The following is a 20,839-nucleotide window of genomic DNA, read 5'->3' as shown; positions in this document are numbered from 1 at the left end:
CGCGATCACACCGTCGGCAGCGGCACGTTCGGATCGCGGTCGTCCGAGCGGGTCCGGATGCCGAACTGCGCCTGGTTCGGGTCGCCGAGCGTGCCGCCCAGGATGCACTCGCTCGCGACCTCCCGGGCGTCGCCCGCCGAGTCGTCGACCGTCTCGATGTAGACGTAGATGAGGTCGTCGTCGCGCCGCACGACGTCCGACTCCTCGAACGTCGCGAACTCCACCCGACCGGGATCGTCGTAGTAGCCGGTGGTGAGGTCGCGGCAGGAGAGCCAGGCGTCGAGCAGGTCGTAGGGGGTGTCCGGGCCGCGCTCGACGGGCGGTGCGGTCACGGTCACGGTCGGAGCAGGGGTCGGAGACGGCGGTTCGGTGGGCGACGGCGTCCCGCCGCCGGTAGGGGTCGCGCAGCCTGCGAGCAGGAGGGCGGACGCGAGGGGCAGCATCGTCAGCGATCGGCGGAGCGACATGGCGGCATCCTTCTCCCCGATCGGCGTGCCGCCAAGCACGGCACGCCGCCGATGTCCCGCGCGCGCCCCTCCCCTAGCCTCGTCGTGTGGCCGGAGGAGCAGGAGTGGTCGTCGAGCCCCTGGCGAGGGAGCACTGGCGGGCCGTCGAGCGCATCTACCAGGAGGGGATCGCAACGGGCCACGCAACCTTCGACCCTTCTCCGCCGAGCCCCGAGGACTTCTTCGCCACGCGGCTGCCGGAGCACCGCTTCGTCGCGATGGAGAGCGCGCACCTGGTCGGCTGGGTCGCCGCGACGCGGGTGTCACCCCGGGTCGCCTACGCGGGCGTCCTCGAGGAGTCCGTCTACGTGGCTGCCGAGGCCCGAGGCCGCGGGGTCGGGCGGGTGCTGCTCGCGTCGCTCATCGAGTCGACCGAGCGGGCCGGCGTCTGGACGCTGCAGGCCTCGGTCTTCCCCGAGAACGAGCCCAGTCTGCTCCTGCACGAGGGGCTCGGCTTCCGCCGAATCGGTGTGCGCGAGAGGATCGCGAAGATGACCTACGGCCCGCTCGCCGGCCGCTGGCGCGACACGGTGCTGCTCGAGCGCCGCAGCCCGGTCGCCGGCCTCGTGTAGCGGCCGGCACGAGCGCGACCCCGTTGGAGCACCGGCCCTCCCGGACCAGGGACAGGGGCGCCTCGGCGGCCACCGCGTGTACGCGCATCTTCCACCCGACGTGGCCTGCCCTTCCCTAGCGCGCTCACCGCACCTTCCCGGTGCTGCGCGCATACCCTGGATCGGTGACCGCGGGGACTCAGGCGCCGAGCCGGACTCGGGCGAGCACCCTCGTCGTGACCGGACTCCTGGTGGGAGCCGTCGCGGTCCGGGTGCTCGCGCCGTCCGAGGGCGGCGACGCACTGCCGGACGCCGTCCGCGACTTCGTCACGCTGACCCTGAGCGTGCTGATCGAGTCGCTCCCGTTCGTGTTCCTCGGGATCCTCCTGTCGATCGCGGTGCAGGTCTGGGTTCCGCAGCGGCTGCTCCACCGGGTCCTGCCCCGCACTCCGGCCCTCCGCCGGCTCGCGATCTCGGTGCTGGGCATCCTGCTCCCGGTCTGCGAGTGCGGCAACGTCCCGCTGTCCCGGGGACTGATCGCCCGAGGATTCAGCGTCCCGGATGCGCTGACCTTCCTCCTCGCGGCGCCGATCCTGAACCCCGTGACCATCATCACGACCTACCAGGTCTTCGGCTGGGACGACGGCATCCTGGTCGCCCGCATCCTCGGCGCGCTCGTGATCGCGAACCTCGTCGGGTGGCTCTTCAGCCGGCACCCGCAGCCCTCGAGCATGCTGACGCCGAGCTTCGCCGCTGCATGCGAGACGGAGCATGGACACGGCTCGAGCGCTTCCGGTCGTGCCCTGAGGAGCCTCTCCCTGTTCCGCTCCGAGACCGCCGCGATGATGCCGGCCCTCTTCGTGGGCTGCTCGATCGCGGGGCTGATCCAGGTCGGGGTCTCCCGTGACCTCCTGGTGGCGCTCGGCAGCGATCCGATCTGGTCGGTGGTCGCGCTCATGGCGCTGGCCTTCGTCGTGTCGCTGTGCTCGAACGTCGACGCGTTCTTCGTGCTCGCACTGGGCCCCGCGTTCCTCCCCGGATCGATCGTCTCGTTCCTCCTCTTTGGGCCGATGATCGACGTGAAGATGCTGGCGCTGCTGCGGACGACCTTCACCGCCCGGACCCTCGCGGTCCTGACGACACTGGTCGCCCTCGCCTCCGCGGCCGTGGGGCTGGGGGTGAACCTCGTTGCTTGATCGGCTCACCGGGCGGTGGACCGGCATCGCGCTCTCGCTCCTCACGGTCCTCGGGACGCTCTGGCTCGCGCTCACCGGGAACCTGGACCTCTACGTGCACCCCCGCTACTACGCCTTCACGATCGCGATGGGTGTGATCGGCGGCCTCACGTCCCTGGCCGCCCTCCTCCTCCTGCCGAGCAGTGAGCGGGACGAGCACGATCACGCCGTCGACGACATCCCGGTCCCCGCGCACCGCCGGGTCCTCTCCGTCGTGGGCCGGGTCCTGCTCGTGGCGATCGCCGCGGTGGTGCTCCTCGCCCTGCCCCCGACGACGCTCACCTCGGCCCTCGCCGCCGATCGGGAGCTGAACTCCGCGGCCGCGACCGAGACCTCGGCCACGTCGCCGGACCTCGCGGAGACGGACGGCTCCACGTTCAGCGTGAAGGACTGGGCGGGCCTGCTGCGGCAGGGCCTGCCCGCCGACTACTTCCAGGGCAAGACGGCGGACGTGACCGGCTTCGTCCTGGACACCGGTGCGGACGACGTCTTCTACCTCGCGCGCTTCCACATCACGCACTGCGCCCTCGATGCCCAGCCGGTCGGGATCCCGGTGCACTGGCCGGGGTGGCGGCAGGAGCTGCAGACCGACGAATGGCTCGCCGTCGTCGGCGGATTCCGGTCCAATCCGCTGGCGTCGGAGGACGCCCCGGTCGTGCTGATGCCCTCCGAGTCCCGGCCGGTGAACCAGCCGGAGGACCCGTATGTCTACTGACGGGAGCCGGGCCGAGCGGCGGCGGCACCGGCAGTACCGGCGGCTGGTCGGCCTGACCGTGCTGCTGCTCGGCGCGACGGTCGCCGTCCTCACCGTCGCCAACGCGGTGCAGGGAGCACGGGTGTCGGGGGCCGAGCTGAACCCGCACGCGCTCGTGGCCCGGCCGGCCGAGCCCCTGACGCTCAGGACCAGCCAGCCGGTGGAACCCGTCGAGACGGAGGACGTGCGGGTCGAGCCGGCCGCCTCCTTCACCGTCGAGAGCGACCCCTCGGCGGTGGTGATCCGGTTCGACGAGATGCTCGACTACCGAACCGAGTACGAGGTCCAGGTGGACACCGTCACGGCCGCGACCGGAGCGGCGTCGACCCTCTCCTACCGGTTCGAGACGCCCGATGCCACCGTGTACTCGCTCGTCCGCGGCTCGGCCCAGGGGACCTCGGACGAGGTCTTCCGCCGTGAGCTCCTCGACCCGGGATCCGCCGAGGCCGTCTTCCGCGCGCCGCGAATCCAGGAGTACGCGGTCGCGGGGACGGCGATCGCCGCCGTGACACTCACCGACGACGGCAGCACGGAGCTCGTGGCGGCCGCGCTCGACGGCGGCCCGGAAGCGACGATCCCGACAGAGCCCGGCGGGATCGTCACCGACCTCGCGTCCTCCGGATCCTCGGGGCTCGTCGGCTTCGTCGTCACCGCAGCGGACCGGAGCAGCCGGACGCTGTTCGTCTACGACTTCGGCAGCGGGTCGAGCGAAGCCAGGGAGATCGTGGGCATCGGCGGGACGCCGCTGACGGTGCAGGACTGGGCCTTCGTGCCCAACAGCACGTCGGTGGTCGTGCAGAGCCAGGATCTGATGCTGTACCTCGTCGACGTGCTGGGCGACGGAGAGGCGGTGCCGCTCGGCGAGCACCAGGTGATCCTCGGGTTCATCCCGGGCACGACGTCGCTCGTCGTCGCGGACGCCGCGGGAGTGACGAGCATCGACGTCAGCTCGGCCGAGAAGGCCCCCCTCGAGCTCCCGTCGGACGAGGCGGCTCCGACGGACGAGCCCGGGCCGGTGGTCATCCTCGGGCCGGAGCGCTACGCGGAGGTGCTCTTCTCCCCCGACTACACCAAGCGGCCCACGCAGATGAACCCGCGGCTCATGCTCGTCGAGCCGTCGGGCGCGCGCGCCGTCTTCCGCCCCGCCTCCGACGACACGAGCATCCGCGACATGTGCGTCTCGCCCAACGGCCGGCATCTGGCGATCGAGCTGCTCGACGGCAAGGGGCAGCCGGACGGCTACCCGAACCTCCCCGGCTACAGCGGGATGTCGATCGTGTTCCTCGATCTCGCGACCGGGAACACCACGGGCGGGACCAACGGATTCCTTCCCAGCTGGTGCTGAACTGGCCGAAACGCGAAACGGCCGGACCCTCGGGCCCGGCCGTTCGACATGTCTGGTGCGCGAGGGGGGAGTTGAACCCCCACGCCCTCACGGGCACACGGACCTGAACCGTGCGCGTCTGCCTATTCCGCCACTCGCGCTCACCACGGCGCTCGCGCGCCGAGCGTCGACATTACCACAGGGCGCACCTGGTGCTCCCGGCTCCACCGCGGGTCGAGGGGCGCCTTCGCAGGGCCCACGGGGGCGTCGGGCTACCATTCAATAAGCCAAGGCGCGGGCTTCCGCGCGCGCTCGACCGGAAGGCCGCGAACCCGTGGGCATACTCGACAACTTCGAGAGAGGTCTCGAGCGCGCGGTGAACGGGGCTTTCGCTCGCACCTTCAAGTCCAATCTGCAGCCCATCGAGATCACGGCCGCCCTGCGGAAAGAGCTCGACACCCGTGCCGCCGTCGTCTCCCGCGACCGCGTCCTCGCGCCGAACCGGTTCGCCGTCCGCCTGTCGGGCGAGGACTTCGAGAGGATGAGCGCGATGGGACCGAGCCTCACCGACGAGCTGACCAGGCTCGTGCAGCAGCACGCGCAGTCGCAGGGCTATCAGTTCGCCGGCGGGGTGAGCATCGGGCTCGACCGGGACGACAGCCTCGCGCCCGGCCTGGTGCAGGTCGACTCGGCGACCACGAAGGGCGACGTGTCCTGGACGCCGGTGATCGAGGTCGCCGGCACCCGCTATCCGCTGAAGCGCGGCCGCACCGTCATCGGGCGCGGCTCGGACGCCGACATCACGATCACCGACAGCGGCACGAGCCGGCGGCACGTGGAGATTCTGTGGGACGGCAGCCGTGCGCAGGTCAACGACCTCGGCTCCACGAACGGCACCACCCTCAACGGCGAGCGCGTCGACAAGGCCCTGCTTCCGCCGGACTCCGTCGTGCAGATCGGGCGCACCCGGATCGTGTTCCGCGTGGTGCCCCGGTCCTCGGACGGACAGCACGAGGAGCCGGGGGTCCGGGGCGGGCGATGAGCGAACTCACCCTTCTGATCCTGCGGATCGCCTTCCTGGCCGTCCTGTGGGCCTTCGTCTTCGCGATCGTGTACGCGCTGCGCTCCGATCTCTTCGGCAGTCGCGTCAAGCGGCTCCAGGAGCAGCCGGCCTACGCCGTCGCCCCGCAGCCCTCGGCGCCGCCGACGCCGCCGGCCGTGCAGTCGCTCCCGAGCGGACCGCCCCTGCCGACCGAGGGCATCTCGAAGCCCATGGCGACGACCAGGACCGCGAGCCGGCTCGTCATCACCTCCGGGCCGAAGGCCGGCGCCGAGATCCCGCTCGGAAGCGAGCCCCTGACGATCGGGCGCTCGTCGGAGTCCGGACTGCAGATCCTCGACGACTACACGTCCAGCCATCACGCCCGCCTGCTGCTCTTCGGGGACGACTGGGTCATCCAGGACCTGGACTCGACGAACGGCACATTCCTGGACGGGAATAGGGTGACCACGCCCGCTAAGGTTCCGGTGAACACCCCGGTGAAGGTGGGCCAGACGACCTTCGAGCTGCGACGGTAGCCGCGGCGGATGGTATCCAGAACGATCGGAGCGGCCGTCTCGCACGTCGGCAAGGTGCGCTCCAACAACCAGGACTCGGGCTTCGCCGGCGCCCAGCTCTTCGTCGTCGCCGACGGGATGGGCGGTCATGCGGGCGGCGACGTCGCATCCGCGATCGCGGTGAACCGCATCGCGGAGACGGACACCGCGCGCTACTCCTCGCCGCAGGACGCCGAGTTCGCGCTGCAGTCGGCCCTCGTCGCGGCCAACCAGCTGCTGGCCGAGACGGTGTTCGAGCACCCCGAGCTGACCGGCATGGGCACCACCGTGTCCGCGATGATCCGGGTCGGCGACAGCATGGCCGTCGCGCACATCGGCGACTCCCGCATCTACCTCTACCGGGACGGCGAGCTCTCGCAGGTCACGACGGACCACACGTTCGTGCAGCGGCTGGTCGACAGCGGCAGGATCACGGCCGAGGAGGCACTGGTCCATCCCCGCCGCTCCGTGCTGATGCGCGTGCTCGGCGACATCGACCAGGCGCCCGAGATCGACACGAGCATCATCGGCACGGTCAAGGGCGACCGGTGGCTGCTGTGCTCCGACGGTCTCAGCAGCTACGTCGACGAGGACCGCATCCGGTCGATCCTCGGGGACAACGCGCCGCCCTCGGACGTCGCCGACCGGCTCGTCCGGGAGGCCCTCGAGAACGGAGCGCCGGACAACGTCACGGTGATCGTGGCCGACGTCGACCCCGACGGTCCCGACTCGCCGCCCGAGGCGGTGACCGTCGGCAGCGCCGCCGGTCCGATCGAGTTCGACGTCGAGGGCGGCCGCCGGCTCCGCCTCCCGACCCTCCTGCTGCACCCGCTCAAGGCGACGGCCGCGAACCGCGAGACGCACCTCGAGGCCGACGACGACTACCTCGAGCGGCTGCTCGCCGAGGACCGCCGCCGGGTGCGGCGCCGCCGGCTCATCTGGCTGGTCGGGATCGGCATCGTCGTGCTCGCCGCACTGCTCGCGGCGGTCCTCGGCTACCGCTGGACGCAGGAGCAGTACTACGTCGGGGAATCCGACGGCCGGGTCGCGATCTACCAGGGGGTGCAGGCGTCCGTGGGGCCCTTCGCGCTGTCCGCGGTGATCCGGGACACCGACATCCGCGTCGCCGAGCTTCCCCCCTACTACCAGGAGAGGGTGGAGCGGACCATCACCGCGCGCAGCGAGGAGCGGGCGGCTGCGATCGTCGCGAACCTGGAGTCGCTCGCCTCGACGAGGAGCCAGGGATGAGCGAGCCGGTCACGGACGCGATCCCCCGCGGGCGGACCGAGAAGGTCAGAACCATGCGCATGCCGCGCCGGCTGCGCAACCTCGAGCTCGGTCTGCTGATCGTGGTGTGGGCGATCAACGCCTCGGCGATCGTCCTCGTGCAGCTCGGCGCGCTGGGCGCGATCCAGACCACGCTCGTGGTCCTCGTCGCGGGCCTGGCGCTCCTCACCCTGCTCGTCCACCTGGTCCTCCGCTTCACCGCGATCGAGGCCGACCCGTTCATCCTGCCCATCGCGGCACTCCTCAACGGCATCGGGATCGCGGGCATCTACCGGATCGACGTCGCGAACGGCGACGACGGCTGGGAGGCCGTCGCCGTCCGGCAGATCGTGTGGTCCGCGGTCGCCATCGTGTGCGCCCTCGCGGTGCTCGTCCTCGTCCGCAACCACAGGATCCTGCAGCGCTACACCTACCTCGCGATGCTCGTCGCGGTGCTCCTCCTGCTGCTGCCGATGCTCCCCGGCATCGGCCAGACGATCAACGGGGCGCGGGTCTGGATCGGCATCGGCCCGTTCTCCTTCCAGCCGGGGGAGATCGCGAAGATCGCCCTCGCCGTGTTCTTCGCCGGCTACCTCGTCACCCGGCGTGATTCCCTCTCGATGGTCGGTCGGCGGGTGCTGGGCCTGCAGCTCCCCCGCGCTCGGGACCTGGGCCCGATCCTCGTCGTCTGGGCCGTGGCCATGGCGGTCATCGTGTTCCAGCGCGACCTCGGCACCGGCCTGCTCTACTTCGGGCTGTTCCTCGTCATGATCTACGTGGCCACCGGCCGGTTCAGCTGGATCCTGCTCGGTCTCCTGCTCTTCGTGGGCGGCGCCCTCGTAGCCAGCCAGACGCTCGACTACGTGAACGGGCGCCTCACCAACTGGCTCGACGCCTTCAACCCGGACATCTACAACCGGGACGGCGGCTCCTTCCAGCTGGTGCAGGGGCTGTTCGGCCTCGCCAACGGCGGCGTCCTCGGCACCGGGCTCGGCGCGGGAATGCCCGAGGTCACCCCCGTGGCCCAGAGCGACTACATCATCGCGACGCTCGGCGAGGAGCTCGGTCTCACCGGCCTCTTCGCGATCCTGTCCCTCTACCTGCTGCTCGTCTCGCGCGGCTTCCGGATCGGGTTCGCCGGTCAGGACGACTTCGGCAAGCTCCTCGCGGTGGGCCTGTCGTTCGTGATCGCGCTCCAGTGCTTCATCGTCATCGGCGGGGTCACCCGGGTCATCCCGCTGACGGGCCTGACCACTCCGTTCCTCGCGGCGGGCGGATCGTCCCTCGTCGCGAACTGGATCATCGCCGCCCTGCTGCTCCGCATCTCGGACGCGGTCCGCGCCCAGCCGAGGCTCGTCGTATGAACCGGGAACTGAAGCGCATCAGCGCGCTCGTCGTGCTCATGTTCGTGGTGCTCTTCGGCTCCACGTCGGTCATCCAGGTCTTCCAGGCGGACAACCTGCGGGCGGACAGCCGCAACGTGCGGACGCTCTACGAGAGCTACTCCGCGCAGCGCGGCTCGATCCTCGTGCAGGGGCAGCCGATCGCGGAGTCGGTGCCGAGCGACGACGTCTACAAGTACCTGCGCACCTATCCGCAGGGCGACCTGTACTCCTCGGTCACGGGCTACCTCACGATCGGCGGCGAGCCCACGGGCATCGAGGGCGCGCTCAACGACCAGCTGAGCGGTACCGGCAACGCGCAGTTCTTCGATCGCATCGGCCGGATCTTCACCGGCGAGACCCAGCAGGGCGACTCGGTCGAGCTCACTCTCGACCCGGTCGCGCAGCAGGCCGCCTACGACGCGCTCGGCGATCTGCAGGGCGCGGTCGTCGCCCTCGAGCCCTCGACGGGCCGCATCCTCGCCATGGTGTCGAAGCCCGGGTTCGATCCGAACCTCCTCGCCGTGCACGACGGGGCCGCAGCGGACGCCGCGTACCAGGCGCTCGTGGACGACCCGGCCGAGCCGCTGCAGAACCGCACGATCCGGGGCACGCTCAACCCGCCGGGATCGACGTTCAAGGTGCTCATGTCGGCGGCCGCGATCGAGAGCGGGGCCTTCACGCCGGAGAGCGAGTTCCCCAACCCGAGCAGCTTCCCGCTGCCCGGCAGCACCGCGGTCGTGACGAACGCGAACGGCGGCCCGTGCGGCCCCGGCGAGACCGCGACCCTCGCGACGGGTCTCCGGCTCTCCTGCAACACGATCTTCGCCGAGCTCGGGCTGCAGCTCGGCGAGGGGAGGATCGCGGACATGGCGACCGCGTTCGGCTTCGGCCAGGAGCTGCGGGTCCCGATGCGCGTCACGCCGAGCAAGTTCCCGCGCGGCCTCGACGACGCGCAGGTCGCGCTCTCCTCCTTCGGGCAGTACGAGGTGCGCGCGACCCCGCTGCAGATGGCGATGGTGTCGGCGGGCGTCGCGAACGGCGGCGACGTGATGAGGCCGAACCTGGTGGAGCGGATCCTCGCGCCGGATCTCACTCCGCGGGAGGAGTTCTCGCCCGAGGTCCTCTCGACGCCGATCAGTGATAACACCTCCGCAACGGTGACCCAGATGATGGTCCAGAACGTGGAGAACGGCGCCGCGAGCAATGCAAGAATGGACGGGGTCAGCGTGGCGGGGAAGACGGGGACTGCGCAGAACGGCGGGGACGACCCGTACACGCTGTGGTTCACAGGGTTCGCTCCGGCGGACGACCCGCAGATCGCCGTCGCCGTGGTGGTGGAGAACGGGGGAGGGCTCGGTCAGACCGGATTCGGGAATCTGGTCGCCGCGCCCATCGCGAGGCAGGTGTTTGAGGCGGTGCTGAACAGATGAGGCCGGTCCCTGGCGTCACCTTCGGCGGTCGCTACCAGCTCTCCTCCCGTGTCGCGATCGGCGGCATGGGCGAGGTGTGGGAGGCGACCGACCGCGTCATCGGCCGCACCGTCGCCATCAAGATCCTCAAGGACGAGTACCTCGGAGACCCCGGGTTCCTCGAGCGCTTCCGGGCCGAGGCGCGCCACGCCGCCCTCGTGAACCACGAGGGCATCGCCAACGTCTACGACTACGGCGAGGAGGAGGGCAGCGCCTACCTCGTCATGGAGCTCGTGCCCGGCGAGGCGCTCTCCTCGATCCTCGAGCGCGAGCACCACCTGCCGACCGATCGCGTCCTCGACATCGTCGCCCAGACCGCGTCGGCGCTCCAGGCGGCGCACGCCGCGGGTCTCGTGCACCGGGACATCAAGCCCGGCAACCTCCTGATCACGCCCGACGGGCGGGTCAAGATCACCGACTTCGGCATCGCCCGGATCGCCGACCAGGTGCCGCTCACCGCGACCGGTCAGGTCATGGGCACCGTCCAGTACCTCTCGCCCGAGCAGGCGAGCGGCCACCCGGCGTCGCCGGCGACCGACATCTACTCGCTCGGCATCGTCGCCTACGAGTGCCTGGCGGGACGGCGCCCCTTCACCGGGGAGTCGCAGGTCGCGATCGCGATGGCGCAGATCAACGAGACGCCGCCGGACCTGCCGCCGAGCATCCCTCAGCCGGTGCGCAACCTCGTGATGTCCTGCATCGCGAAGAGCCCCTCCGACCGGCCGGCCTCGGCCGCGAACCTCGCCCGGGCGGCGCAGGCGCTCCGCCGCGGCGACATCCACGCCGCTGCGGCCGCCGTGCCCGGGATCCTGCCGCACGGGGCGTCCGTCCTTCCCCCGACGGAGGCGGCCACCCAGCTGCTTCCGGCCCCGGGCCCCTCGACCTCCGCGGCCACGACCGTGCTCCCCGCCGCGGGTCTCGGACTCGGCGCCGCGGGCGCCGTGGGGGCGGCGACGGGCGCGGTCGCCGTCGACCAGGAGGAGGAGCGCAAGCGGAACCCCTGGACGATCCCGCTCATCGTGCTCGTCGCCCTGCTGACGCTCGCGCTCGTCGGCGTGCTCCTCGGACTGCTCCTGAATCCCCGTGGCGGCGCACCCGTGACCACGAGCCCGACCGGGTCCGTGACGCCGAGCGTGACCCCGTCCACCACTCCGACGACGACACCGACGCCGGACACCGTCCCCGTCGACCGCGCGGACTACCTCGACCGCCCCATCGACGACGTCATCGCGGAGCTCGAGGCCCTGGGTCTCAGCGTCAACGCCGTCCGGGGCAACGCCGCGGAGAGCGAGGAGGAGGTCGGCATCGTCTACGACCTCAACCCCGAGGGGAACCTGCAGCCCGGCACCACCGTGACCGTCACCTACTTCGGAGCGCTCGCGCCGATCCCCGCCCCGGCCACGCCGACGCTGCAGTCCCCCTCGGCGCCGGTGCCGTCCGGGGCGACGGGGATCAACGTGAGCTGGCCCGCCTACACGTCCTGCCCGGCCGGCACGTCCCTGAGCGGATACACGATCAACATCGCGGGGGCCGATCCCGCGAGCAACGGCAGCTTCTCGCTGGGCGCCGGGCAGACGAACTACAACGTCATCACCGCTCCGACCGGTCCTGGCGAGATCACCGTCAACTACGTCGCCTACTGCGGCTCGCGGAACTCGGACCCGTCCGGCAACCTCGCGATCGCGGTCGCCCCGCCGGAATCCGAGGACGACGACAACGGCGAGGGCCAGGGACAGGGCACGGGCAACGGGCAATGACGACCTCGACCGGACCCACCACCCGGCCGGGGGCCGACACCCGGCGGATGCTCGCCGGGCGGTACCAGATCGGATCCCTGCTCGGGCGGGGCGGCATGGCCGACGTCCACCTCGGCACGGACACCCGCCTCGGGCGGACGGTGGCCATCAAGCTGCTGAAGTCGTCGCTCGCGAACGACCCCGCGTTCCGCACGCGCTTCCGCCAGGAGGCGCAGTCCGCGGCGCGCATGGCCCACCCCACGATCGTCCGGGTCTTCGACGCGGGCGAGGAGATCGTCCGCGACGCCCACGGGGTGGAGACGCCGCAGCCGTTCATCGTCATGGAGTACGTGGACGGGAAGCTCCTCAAGGACATCATCGCGATGGGTCCGCTCGAGCCCGCCGAGGCCATCCACATCGTGGACGGGATCCTGACCGCGCTCGAGTACTCCCACCGCGCCGGCGTCGTCCACCGGGACATCAAGCCGGGCAACATCATGATCACCCGCACCGGCCAGGTGAAGGTGATGGACTTCGGCATCGCGCGCGCCATCTCCGACTCCTCGGCGACGGTCGCGCAGACGACCGCCATCCTCGGCACCGCCCAGTACTTCTCCCCTGAGCAGGCGCGCGGCGAGACGGTGGACGCGCGGACCGACCTCTACTCGACCGGCGTCGTCCTCTTCGAGATGCTCACCGGGCGTCCGCCGTTCCGCGGCGACACCGCGGTCTCGGTGGCCTACCAGCACGTGAGCGAGACGCCGCCCACGCCGAGCTCGTTCAACCCGAAGGTCTCCCCGGCCCTGGACGCCGTCACGCTCCAGGCCCTCACCAAGGACCGCCTGGCCCGCTACCAGAGCGCCGCGGAGTTCCGCGAGGACGTGGCCACGGCGGCCGCGGGGCAGGTGCCCACCCGCCGCCATCCCGCGCCGGACGCGTCCGCGGGCCTGTTCGCGCCCGAGCCCGCCGACCCCATCGCCGCGAACCCGGCGCTCAAGCAGCTGGCGATGGACGACGACACCCTCGTGCGGACCCAGACCCGCCCACCGGCCGTCTGGATCTGGGCCGGCATCCTCAGCGTCGCGGTGATCGTCGTCTCGGTCGTCATCTGGGTGTTCACCCTCACGCCCAATCAGGCGCTGCCCACCGTGTCCCGCGAGGTGCCGGTGCTGACGGGGCAGGCCTACAACGACGCCGTCGCCCAGCTCGAGAAGCTGCAGATCCAGGCGGTCAAGCGCACCGAGCCCAGCAACCTCTACGCCATCGACCAGGTGATCCGCACGGACCCGGGTCCCGGCACGATCGTGTCCCCGGACACGACGATCGACGTCTGGGTCTCCAGCGGCCCCACGCAGTCCACCGTGCCGAGCGTGGTGGGCCTCGATCAGGGAGCGGCGGTCGAGCTCCTCGGCAAGTCGAAGTTCGTCGTCGGGGCGATCACCCGGGAGCACTCCCCCACGGTCCCGGAGGGCTCCGTCCTCCGCACCGACCCCGCCGTCGGGACGCAGGTGCCCGAGGGGACGACCGTCAACGTCGTGGTCTCCGACGGCAGCGTGGAGATGCCCGACGTCCGGAACATCCCGATCGCGCAGGCCCGCTCCCTCCTCGAGGGTCCCGAGCTCCTGCTGCGGGTCAGCATCGAGGCGACCACGAACTGCACGGAGTCCTCCGACCTGGTCCTCACCCAGTCGCTGGCGCCCGGGACCGTGCCGCAGGGCTCCGTGGTGACGCTCACCTACTGCAACCTGCCCATCGAGGAGCCGGCCGAGGAGTAGGCCCTCTCCGGCTGGGCTCCGCCCTGCAGCGCCGGCTCAGGCGCAGAGCTCCGGCTCAGGCGTGCCGGGCCGACAGCAGAGGGTGGAGGCTCTTCGCGAGCTCGGGCGCCTCCTGCAGGCCCACGACGCCGAGCCAGTTGCCGAGCATCCGGTAGCCGCCCTCCGTGAGGACGGATTCCGGGTGGAACTGGACGCCGTACACCGGCGCCTCGACGTGGCGGAGACCCATGATCACGCCGCCCACCGTGCGGGACGTGACCACGAGGTCGGCGGGCACGGTGCCGTCGACGACGGCGAGGGAGTGGTACCGGGTCGCGGTGAAGGGCTGCGGAACGCCGGCGTAGAAGGAGCTGCCGTCGTGCTCGATGGCCGACGTCTTGCCGTGCATGAGCTCCTCGGCGTTCGTCACCACCGCGCCGAAGCTCTCGGCGATGGCCTGGTGACCGAGGCACACCCCGAGGAGCGGCTTCCCGCGCTCGAGCGCCACGCCGACAGCAGGCACCGAGACGCCCGCGTCCGCCGGCTTGCCCGGACCCGGCGAGAGGAGGACGCCGTCGTAGTCGTCCAGGCGGTCCGCCAGCTCCTCCTCGGCGATGGCGTCGTTGCGAACGACCTCCGTCTCGGCGCCGAGCTGCTTGAGGTAGCCGTCGAGCGTGTAGACGAAGCTGTCGTAGTTGTCGATCACGAGAATCCGCGTCATGGCCAGTACAGTCTCCCACTTCGGTGGCGCGGCCGCGTCAGGTGAGCCCGGCACCGCTTGCTAGACTTCCCCGCATGGCACGACCCCGCGTCCGAGACGAGCCGCGCGCCGACGAGCGCGGCGGCGAGGCGCCGAACCCCGTCTGGTTCAAGCCGGTCATGTTCGGCTTCATGCTGGTGGGGCTCGCCTGGATCATCGTCTTCTACGTGAGCCAGGGCACGCTGCCCATTCCGGACCTGCAGAGCTGGAACATCCTCATCGGATTCGGGATCGCGTTCATCGGGTTCCTGATGACGACTCGCTGGCGCTAGCCGCTCCTCACGCCTTCAGCTCGTGCACCCAGTGCGCGAGGAACCGCGCTCCCGCCTCGTCGTGGATGGCGTCGCCGATCGTGATGACCTGGTACGGCTTGTCGAGCACCCCGTCGCTCGGCCGCACGTCGACGTGCGCGACCTCGAAGCCCGCCCCGTCGAGATAGTCGGCCATCTTGTAGTCGCTCCGTGAGTCCCCGATGGTGCGCCAGCGCCTCGGCAGCTCGCCGAGCTCCTCGAAGTACTCGACCGCCCGCTGGGCGCCGCGGTCCTTGTCGAGCAGCACCGACTCGACGTCGGTGGAGATGATCGTCGGGTCGATCCGGTAGGGCGTCTCCCCCCGCTCGTCGGGGACGGCGCGGTCGTCCCACCGGATGCCGATGCCGGCGTCCGCGGCGAGCGCGAAGACGGCCTCGTTGAACTGCGCCTGGGCCGCGTGATAGCGGTCGGAGGGGACGTCGGTGCGCTGCTCCACCGAGACCATCGCGCGCTTGGTGTCGTCGAAGAACATGGTGTCGGCGAACCGCTGCTCCACCAGCTCCCGGACGCCGCGGACGACCGGCTCCGGAAGCGCGAGCTGCTCGTCCACGGTGAGGTCGCCGAGCCCGTCCGCGGTGATCGGCGCCCACGCGGCGCCCTTCTCGAAGACGCCGAACATCCTGGCCCGCTCGCCGCTCAGCGCATCGGGCAGTCCGGCCGCGTGCAGCGGTCCCAGCAGCTGCTCGCGGACGAAGGCGTCGGACCGGCCGGTGATGAAGGCGATCGGCACTCCGGCGGCCGTGAGCGCGACGAGATCGGCCAGGATCTCGGGGATCGCGACCGTCCTCGTGATGGGGCTCGCGAGCGGCCCGTCGACATCGAACAGCAGGCCGAGATTCGGCATTGGCGGTCGTCCTCTCCGTCAGTCCCCGTCCGGGGTACAAGGTGGAAGAAATCGGCTGGTCACTCGGCAATTACAGCTGTGTAGTTCTGCACAGTGTGGAATCGCTGTGGATAACTAGCCGATCCTTCCCGCGATCCCGGGTACAAGGGCCGGCAGCAGCGCCGCGAGCAGCAGCAGAGCGGTGACGCCGCCGAGGAGCGCGTACTGGCGCCGCTGCTGGGCACGACGGCGCGTCTCGACGATCACGAAGGCCACGAGCATGCCCGCGAGCAGCCCGCCGACGTGCGCCTGCCAGGAGATCGAGCGGAAGAAGAACCCGATCCCGAGGTTGAGCGCGATGAGGATCACGATCCCGGCGGTGTTGGCGCCGAGCTTCCGCGCGACGATGAAGAAGGCGCCGAGGAGCCCGAAGACCGCTCCCGACGCGCCCACGACTCCCTGGAACGGACTCCCCAGATAGAGGACCGCGATGGAGCCGCCCAGGGTCGAGAGCACGTAGATGACGAGGAACCGCCAGGCTCCCACCGCCGACTCCAGCTGCTGCCCGAACATCCACAGCGCGAGCATGTTGAAGAGGATGTGCAGCAGCAGCCCCGGCGAGTGCACGAGCGCCACCGTGAGCATCCGCCACGGCTCGAACGGAAAGCCCGATGCCGGCAGGGAGTACGCGGGCGCGTACAGGAGCGCGTCCGTGACCGGCGAGCCCGGCAGGAGCTGGACGAGGAACACCAGCAGGGTGATCGTGATGATCACATAGGTGACCGACGGCGCCACCGTGGTGCGGAGACGCCGCCATGCGTTTCCGCGGGGCCCGCGGAGGAAGCTCACCGTTCGATGGTGACGCCGGTGAGGACCTGCTCCTCCACCGGCCGGTCGCGACGATCGGTGGGCACGGAGCCGAGCTTGTCGACGACCGCCCGCGACTCGTCGTCCGCCACGACACCGAAGATGGTGTGCGCGCCCTGCAGCCAGGTCGTCGCGCCCGTGGTGATGAAGAACTGGGAGCCGTTGGTCCCCCGTCCGCCGCGCTTGCCGGCGTTCGCCATGGCGAGGATGTAGGGCTGGGTGAAGTCGAGGTCGGGCGAGATCTCGTCGTCGAACTCGTAGCCGGGGCCGCCCATGCCGGTCCCGGTCGGGTCGCCGCCCTGGATCATGAAGCCCGGGATGATGCGGTGGAAGGGAACGTTCGTGTAGAGCGGGCCCGAGCCCTTCTTCCCGGTGCGGGGATCCGTCCACTCGGTCTCACCCGTGGCGAGGCCGATGAAGTTGCGCACCGTCTTCGGCGCCTGGTTCCCGAACAGGTTGACTCGGATGTCGCCCTGGGTGGTGTGGAGAGTCGCGACAGCGGTGTGCTGGATCATGCTCCGATCCTATTCCGCCGGGGAAAATCACCCGGGGCGCTCCCAGGAGTCATGGTGGCAAGATGGAGAAACCCGCGATCGACCCATTAGGAGGCAGGACATGAAGCTCTCCCGCAAGCGCAAGAGGGAACTGCGCAAGCTGCGCAGCAACGCCGAGGGGCTGTGGCAGGAGCAGCAGGCTGTGCTCGAGCACGCGTCGACCCTGCTCCGTCAGGCCCGCAAGCAGGCGACCCTCCTCAACCAGGAGCAGGTCGTTCCCCGCGTGCTGTCGACCTACGAGACGCGCCTCAAGCCCAGCGTGGACCGGGGGCTCCTCGTGGGCCGGACGGCGGCGACCGGGGCGCGCGCGAAGGTCGTCGGGGAAGTGCTTCCCGCGCTCACCGGGGTGGCCGCGTCCGCCCTCTCCGTGCTGCAGATGTCGAAGGCCCTGAGCTCCCGGTTCGACAGCGAGGCCCTGCAGAACAAGCTCAAGACGTTCTCGGCTTCGCTCGCCAAGGCCCCTGAGCCGCCGAAGAAGACCGGCCCGGGGGCCGGCACCTTCGCCCTCGTCGGGATCGGGGCGGTGGCGCTGGCCGGCATCGGCTACGCCGCATGGCAGACCTTCCGTGCCGACGACGACCTGTGGATCGCGGACGACGAGCCCGAGGCCACGGGTACCACGAACCCGGCGGATGTTCCTCCGACGGATGTTCCTCCGACTGTCGCGGACTGACCGGACAGACGACTGAAGGGCCTCGGCATCGCCGGGGCCCTTCGTTCTTCCCGGGATCTTCCTGGTCGGGGGGCGTAGCATCAGCGCCACCTGGAAAGGCGAGGTCGTCACATGCGCAATGCCCTGCACTGGCTGCCCACGGCGGGAGTCGCGGTTCTCGTGGCCGCCGGCGCGGTCGCTGTGCCCGCCATCGCCGGTTCGGACTCCGGGCTGCCGGACAGGGCACCCGGAGAGATCCTCGAACTCATCGCCGGCGGCTCCGACACCGCCTTCTCCGGCACGATCGACCAGAGCTCCGAGCTCGGGCTGCCTGAGCTCCCGACGAGCGGCGTGGGCGGTGGGGTCCGCTCGTCGTCGTCGATCGTCGAGCTCCTCACCGCCTCCCACACGGCTCGCGTCTACTCCGACGGAGCCGGCGGCCAGCGCGTCCAGGTCCTCGACCGCCTCGCCGAGCGGGACGTCATCCGCAACGGGAGCGACGTGTGGCTCTACGACTCCCAGGAGAACGAGGCGGCACACCTGACGCTGCCGGCGCATGACCGGGCTCCGGGCAGCGTTCCCACCCCTGCCGAGCTCGCGCAGTCGTTCCTCGACCGCATCGACTCCTCGACGGAGGTCACCGTCGACAGCGGCGATCGCGTCGCGGGACGCGACGTCTACGACCTCGTGCTGACCCCGAGAAGCGCGGAGACCCTGATCGGCGACGTGACGGTGTCCGTCGACGCGGAGACCGGGCTCCCCCTGAAGGTCTCCGTCGATCCCCAGGGCCAGGAGCAGGACGCCTTCACGCTCGCCTTCACCGACATCGACTTCGGCGTGCCCGCTCCGGACGTGTTCGCCTTCACGCCGCCCGAGGGCGCGACTGTCGAGGAGATCGGAGGGGGTTTCGGCCGCAGCCATTACGCGTACGGGATGCCGGACGTCGTCGTGACCGGGAGCGGGTGGGACACCGTGGTCGAGCTCCCCGCCGACGTGCTGGGCGCGGCCGACTACGAGCAGCGCACCCTCCTCGAACAGCTCACGACCGCGGTTCCGGAGGGCCGAGCGCTCCAGACCACGCTCGTGACGGTGCTCCTGACCTCCGACGGCCGCGCTCTCGCCGGAGCCGTCCCCCTCGAGGCCCTCCAGGCCGCCGCCCGGTGACGCCGGCGGAGGCCGAGCCGGCCATCCGGACGACGGGACTCACCAAGACCTTCGGACAGCGGCGCGCGGTCGACGGCGTCGACCTGCTCGTGCCTCGCGGAGCCCTGTTCGGCTTCCTCGGGCCGAACGGCTCGGGCAAGACCACCACGATCCGGATGCTCCTCGGGCTGGCCTCGCCCGGTGGCGGCGAGATCGCGATGCTCGGCGAGCCGATCCCCCGTGCCCTGGCGTCCGTCCTCCCCCGGGTCGGAGCCCTCGTCGAGGGCCCGGCGTTCGCGCCGTTCCTCTCGGGGCGCGCCAACCTGACGCGCTACGACGCCGCGGACGGTCGCGCTCCTGCCGCCACCCGCTCACAGCGGGTCGCCGAGGCACTCGAGCGCGTCGGGCTGTCCGCGGCGGCGGAGAAGAAGGTGCACGCGTACTCCCTGGGCATGAAGCAGCGGCTGGGAATCGCGAACGCGCTCCTCAGCCCCCGCGAGCTGCTGATCCTGGACGAGCCGACGAACGGGCTCGACCCGCAGGGAACGCGCGAGATCCGCCATCTCCTGCGCGCCCTCGCCGACGAGGGGACGACCGTCTTCGTCTCCAGCCACCTCCTCGCGGAGGTCGAGCAGCTCTGCGACCACATCGCCGTCATGAGCGCCGGGAGGCTGGTGGCTCAGGGCATGCTCGAGGAGCTGCGCCGCCAGGGATCCGCGCGGGTCCGGGTGCGCACTCCGGACACCGGGCGGGCGCTGCGCGCCCTCGCGGAGCTCGGCCTCTCTCCGGAGCCCGAGGGCGAGCACGTCATCGCGCCCCTGCCGGAGGACAGGGCGCCCGAGACGGTGACGGCGGCTCTCGTGAATGCCGGCGTCCGGGTGCGCGGGATCGCCGTCGAGGGCGAGAGCCTCGAGGACCGCTTCGTCGCGCTCACCGGGGAGGGCTTCGATGTCGCAGGTTGAGACGCGCGCACGCACGCTCGCCTTCCTGGGCTCCGAGATCGCCGTGCTGTTCCGGCGCCGCAGGACCTGGGCGATGCTCGCCGCCCTCGCCCTCGTCCCGGTGCTCATCGCCATCGCGGTGAAGCTCCGGCCGGGCGCGGGCCGCGGGCCCGCCTTCCTCGCCGCGATCAGCGAGAACGGGCTCTTCGTGGCGTTCACCGCGCTCACCGTCTCGGTGCCGATCTTCCTGCCCCTCACGATCGGGGTGGTCGCGGGCGACACGATCGCCGGCGAGGCGAGCCTCGGGACCCTGCGCTATCTCCTGGTCGCTCCCGCCAGCCGCGTCCGCGTGCTGCTCGTGAAGTACGCCGGCGCCGCGGTGTTCGCCGTGGCGGCACCGCTCACGGTCATGATCACCGGGCTCGCCGTGGGGGCTGCGCTGTTCCCGATTCGCCCGGTCACCCTGCTCTCCGGCGACACGATCGACGCCGGCGGCCTCGCCGTGCGCGCTGCGCTCCTCGTCGCCTACGTCGCGCTGTCGCTGCTCGGCCTCAGCGCGATCGGGCTCTTCCTGTCGACGCTGACGACCGTGCCGGTGGGGGCGATGGCGGCGACCATCGTGCTGGCGGCGGCCTCGCAGATCCTCGATTCCCTGCCTCAGCTCGACTGGCTGCACCCTTGGCTGTTCAGCCACTACTGGTTCGGCTTCGGCGACTTCCTGCGCGACCCGATCGTGTGGGACTCGTTCCAGGACAACGCGCTCCTGCAGCTCGGCTACGTCGCCCTCTTCGGGGCCGCGGCGTACGGCCGGTTCGCGACGAAGGACATCCTCAGCTAGGCGGCGACCCGCGTTGGCGACCGGGGGCCACAACCACGAAGAGGTGCCGTCCGGCGGGACGACACCTCTGCATGGTGGAGACGAGGGGAATCGAACCCCTAACCCCCTGCTTGCAAAGCAGGTGCTCTGCCAATTGAGCTACGTCCCCGGCCTCTGTCGCAACTGTACCCGTGCACCGCAACCCGCCAACCGAACGCAGCATTCTGCTGGGTCGGGAGGCCGGGCCGCCGCGTCGGGCCGGCCGGACTGCCCACGACGCGCGCCGCAGGAGCGGCGGCGCGCCGATAGGCGCTGTGGGGCTACCAGGACTTGAACCTGGGACCTCTTCGTTATCAGCGAAGCGCTCTAACCGCCTGAGCTATAGCCCCGTTTTT

Annotated in this window: 21 protein-coding genes and 3 tRNA genes; 16 read left to right on the top strand and 8 right to left on the bottom strand. The window is 70.9% G+C overall.

What is annotated here, in order from left to right; translation table 11 throughout:
* Positions 1-5 precede the first annotated feature (5 nt).
* Positions 6-467 carry a hypothetical protein gene (locus J3P30_RS05955; RefSeq protein ID WP_210480025.1) on the bottom strand — a complete coding sequence of 154 codons (462 nt, stop codon included), beginning with the start codon at positions 465-467 and terminating at the stop codon, positions 6-8.
* An 86-nt stretch (positions 468-553) separates the two neighbouring features.
* On the opposite strand from J3P30_RS05955, the gene J3P30_RS05950 reads away from it, so the two are divergent.
* The 4 genes from J3P30_RS05950 (at position 554) to J3P30_RS05935 (ending at position 4,391) form a co-directional block, all read left to right on the top strand.
* Positions 554-1,078, top strand: coding sequence for an N-acetyltransferase family protein (locus tag J3P30_RS05950; RefSeq protein ID WP_307807414.1), 525 nt, complete (start codon positions 554-556; stop codon positions 1,076-1,078).
* A 164-nt stretch (positions 1,079-1,242) separates the two neighbouring features.
* Entirely contained in the window at positions 1,243-2,253 is a 1,011-nt protein-coding gene (locus J3P30_RS05945) for a permease (protein WP_210480024.1), read from the top strand.
* The gene (locus J3P30_RS05940) at positions 2,246-3,007 is read left to right on the top strand and encodes a TIGR03943 family protein (RefSeq protein ID WP_210480023.1); all 762 of its coding nucleotides are present in this window, start codon (positions 2,246-2,248) and stop codon (positions 3,005-3,007) included. The genes J3P30_RS05945 and J3P30_RS05940 overlap by 8 nt, the downstream gene beginning before the upstream one ends.
* Complete coding sequence (locus J3P30_RS05935; RefSeq protein ID WP_210480022.1) at positions 2,997-4,391, top strand: hypothetical protein; 1,395 nt, start codon at positions 2,997-2,999, stop codon at positions 4,389-4,391. The genes J3P30_RS05940 and J3P30_RS05935 overlap by 11 nt, the downstream gene beginning before the upstream one ends.
* Before the next feature lie 53 nt (positions 4,392-4,444).
* Here J3P30_RS05935 and J3P30_RS05930 read toward each other — a convergent pair.
* A tRNA-Leu gene (locus J3P30_RS05930) sits at positions 4,445-4,531 on the bottom strand.
* Positions 4,532-4,704: 173 nt separating this feature from the next.
* Here J3P30_RS05930 and J3P30_RS05925 point away from each other — a divergent pair.
* Genes J3P30_RS05925 through pknB form a run of 7 tightly spaced genes read left to right on the top strand, consistent with a single transcriptional unit; the run spans position 4,705 to position 13,597 of the window.
* Positions 4,705-5,412, top strand: a complete 708-nt coding sequence (locus tag J3P30_RS05925) for a DUF3662 and FHA domain-containing protein (protein WP_210480021.1) — start codon at positions 4,705-4,707, stop codon at positions 5,410-5,412.
* Complete coding sequence (locus J3P30_RS05920; RefSeq protein WP_210480020.1) at positions 5,409-5,948, top strand: FHA domain-containing protein; 540 nt, start codon at positions 5,409-5,411, stop codon at positions 5,946-5,948. The genes J3P30_RS05925 and J3P30_RS05920 overlap by 4 nt, the downstream gene beginning before the upstream one ends.
* 9 nt (positions 5,949-5,957) lie before the next feature.
* On the top strand, positions 5,958-7,214 hold the full coding sequence (locus J3P30_RS05915) for a Stp1/IreP family PP2C-type Ser/Thr phosphatase (protein ID WP_210480019.1): 1,257 nt from the start codon (positions 5,958-5,960) through the stop codon (positions 7,212-7,214).
* Positions 7,211-8,596, top strand: coding sequence for an FtsW/RodA/SpoVE family cell cycle protein (locus J3P30_RS05910; RefSeq protein WP_246852719.1), 1,386 nt, complete (start codon positions 7,211-7,213; stop codon positions 8,594-8,596). Before J3P30_RS05915 ends, J3P30_RS05910 begins: the two co-directional genes overlap by 4 nt.
* Positions 8,593-10,047, top strand: a complete 1,455-nt coding sequence (locus J3P30_RS05905; RefSeq protein ID WP_210480018.1) for a penicillin-binding protein 2 — start codon at positions 8,593-8,595, stop codon at positions 10,045-10,047. Before J3P30_RS05910 ends, J3P30_RS05905 begins: the two co-directional genes overlap by 4 nt.
* Complete coding sequence (locus J3P30_RS05900) at positions 10,044-11,843, top strand: serine/threonine-protein kinase (protein ID WP_210480017.1); 1,800 nt, start codon at positions 10,044-10,046, stop codon at positions 11,841-11,843. The genes J3P30_RS05905 and J3P30_RS05900 overlap by 4 nt, the downstream gene beginning before the upstream one ends.
* The gene (pknB, locus tag J3P30_RS05895; RefSeq protein ID WP_246852718.1) at positions 11,840-13,597 is read left to right on the top strand and encodes a Stk1 family PASTA domain-containing Ser/Thr kinase; all 1,758 of its coding nucleotides are present in this window, start codon (positions 11,840-11,842) and stop codon (positions 13,595-13,597) included. The genes J3P30_RS05900 and pknB overlap by 4 nt, the downstream gene beginning before the upstream one ends.
* A 55-nt stretch (positions 13,598-13,652) precedes the next feature.
* Here pknB and J3P30_RS05890 read toward each other — a convergent pair whose 3' ends face one another.
* Positions 13,653-14,297 carry an aminodeoxychorismate/anthranilate synthase component II gene (locus J3P30_RS05890; RefSeq protein WP_210480016.1) on the bottom strand — a complete coding sequence of 215 codons (645 nt, stop codon included), beginning with the start codon at positions 14,295-14,297 and terminating at the stop codon, positions 13,653-13,655.
* A 74-nt stretch (positions 14,298-14,371) separates the two neighbouring features.
* On the opposite strand from J3P30_RS05890, the gene J3P30_RS05885 reads away from it, so the two are divergent.
* Entirely contained in the window at positions 14,372-14,608 is a 237-nt protein-coding gene (locus tag J3P30_RS05885; RefSeq protein ID WP_210480015.1) for a cell division protein CrgA, read from the top strand.
* Between the two features lie 7 nt (positions 14,609-14,615).
* Here the strand turns inward: J3P30_RS05885 and J3P30_RS05880 are convergent, their stop codons facing one another.
* The 3 genes from J3P30_RS05880 to J3P30_RS05870 all read right to left on the bottom strand — a co-directional run bounded on the left by J3P30_RS05880 (position 14,616) and on the right by J3P30_RS05870 (position 16,852).
* Positions 14,616-15,491 (bottom strand): hypothetical protein, encoded by an 876-nt coding sequence (locus tag J3P30_RS05880; RefSeq protein WP_210480014.1) that lies wholly within the window; start codon positions 15,489-15,491, stop codon positions 14,616-14,618.
* A 114-nt stretch (positions 15,492-15,605) separates the two neighbouring features.
* Positions 15,606-16,319: a rhomboid family intramembrane serine protease gene (locus J3P30_RS05875; RefSeq protein ID WP_210480013.1), complete on the bottom strand. Its 714-nt coding sequence runs from the start codon at positions 16,317-16,319 to the stop codon at positions 15,606-15,608.
* Positions 16,316-16,852: a peptidylprolyl isomerase gene (locus J3P30_RS05870; protein ID WP_210480012.1), complete on the bottom strand. Its 537-nt coding sequence runs from the start codon at positions 16,850-16,852 to the stop codon at positions 16,316-16,318. Before J3P30_RS05870 ends, J3P30_RS05875 begins: the two co-directional genes overlap by 4 nt.
* Positions 16,853-16,952: 100 nt before the next feature.
* Here J3P30_RS05870 and J3P30_RS05865 point away from each other — a divergent pair, with 100 nt between their 5' ends.
* The 4 genes from J3P30_RS05865 (at position 16,953) to J3P30_RS05850 (ending at position 20,465) form a co-directional block, all read left to right on the top strand.
* Positions 16,953-17,564, top strand: a complete 612-nt coding sequence (locus tag J3P30_RS05865; protein ID WP_210480011.1) for a hypothetical protein — start codon at positions 16,953-16,955, stop codon at positions 17,562-17,564.
* Between the two features lie 111 nt (positions 17,565-17,675).
* On the top strand, positions 17,676-18,707 hold the full coding sequence (locus tag J3P30_RS05860; RefSeq protein WP_210480010.1) for a sigma-E factor regulatory protein RseB domain-containing protein: 1,032 nt from the start codon (positions 17,676-17,678) through the stop codon (positions 18,705-18,707).
* The gene (locus J3P30_RS05855) at positions 18,704-19,648 is read left to right on the top strand and encodes an ABC transporter ATP-binding protein (protein ID WP_210480009.1); all 945 of its coding nucleotides are present in this window, start codon (positions 18,704-18,706) and stop codon (positions 19,646-19,648) included. Before J3P30_RS05860 ends, J3P30_RS05855 begins: the two co-directional genes overlap by 4 nt.
* Positions 19,635-20,465 carry an ABC transporter permease gene (locus J3P30_RS05850; RefSeq protein ID WP_210480008.1) on the top strand — a complete coding sequence of 277 codons (831 nt, stop codon included), beginning with the start codon at positions 19,635-19,637 and terminating at the stop codon, positions 20,463-20,465. Before J3P30_RS05855 ends, J3P30_RS05850 begins: the two co-directional genes overlap by 14 nt.
* Before the next feature lie 72 nt (positions 20,466-20,537).
* Here J3P30_RS05850 and J3P30_RS05845 read toward each other — a convergent pair.
* Positions 20,538-20,613, bottom strand: a tRNA-Ala gene (locus J3P30_RS05845).
* A 146-nt stretch (positions 20,614-20,759) separates the two neighbouring features.
* A tRNA-Ile gene (locus tag J3P30_RS05840) sits at positions 20,760-20,833 on the bottom strand.
* Between the last annotated feature and the right edge of the window lie 6 nt (positions 20,834-20,839).

Origin of the sequence: Naasia sp. SYSU D00948, from assembly GCF_017916515.1 — a bacterium.
Classification (GTDB): Bacteria; Actinomycetota; Actinomycetes; order Actinomycetales; family Microbacteriaceae; genus Naasia.
The sequence above is the reverse complement of the archived record's forward strand: the minus strand, read 5'-3'. Positions and strand labels throughout refer to the sequence as shown.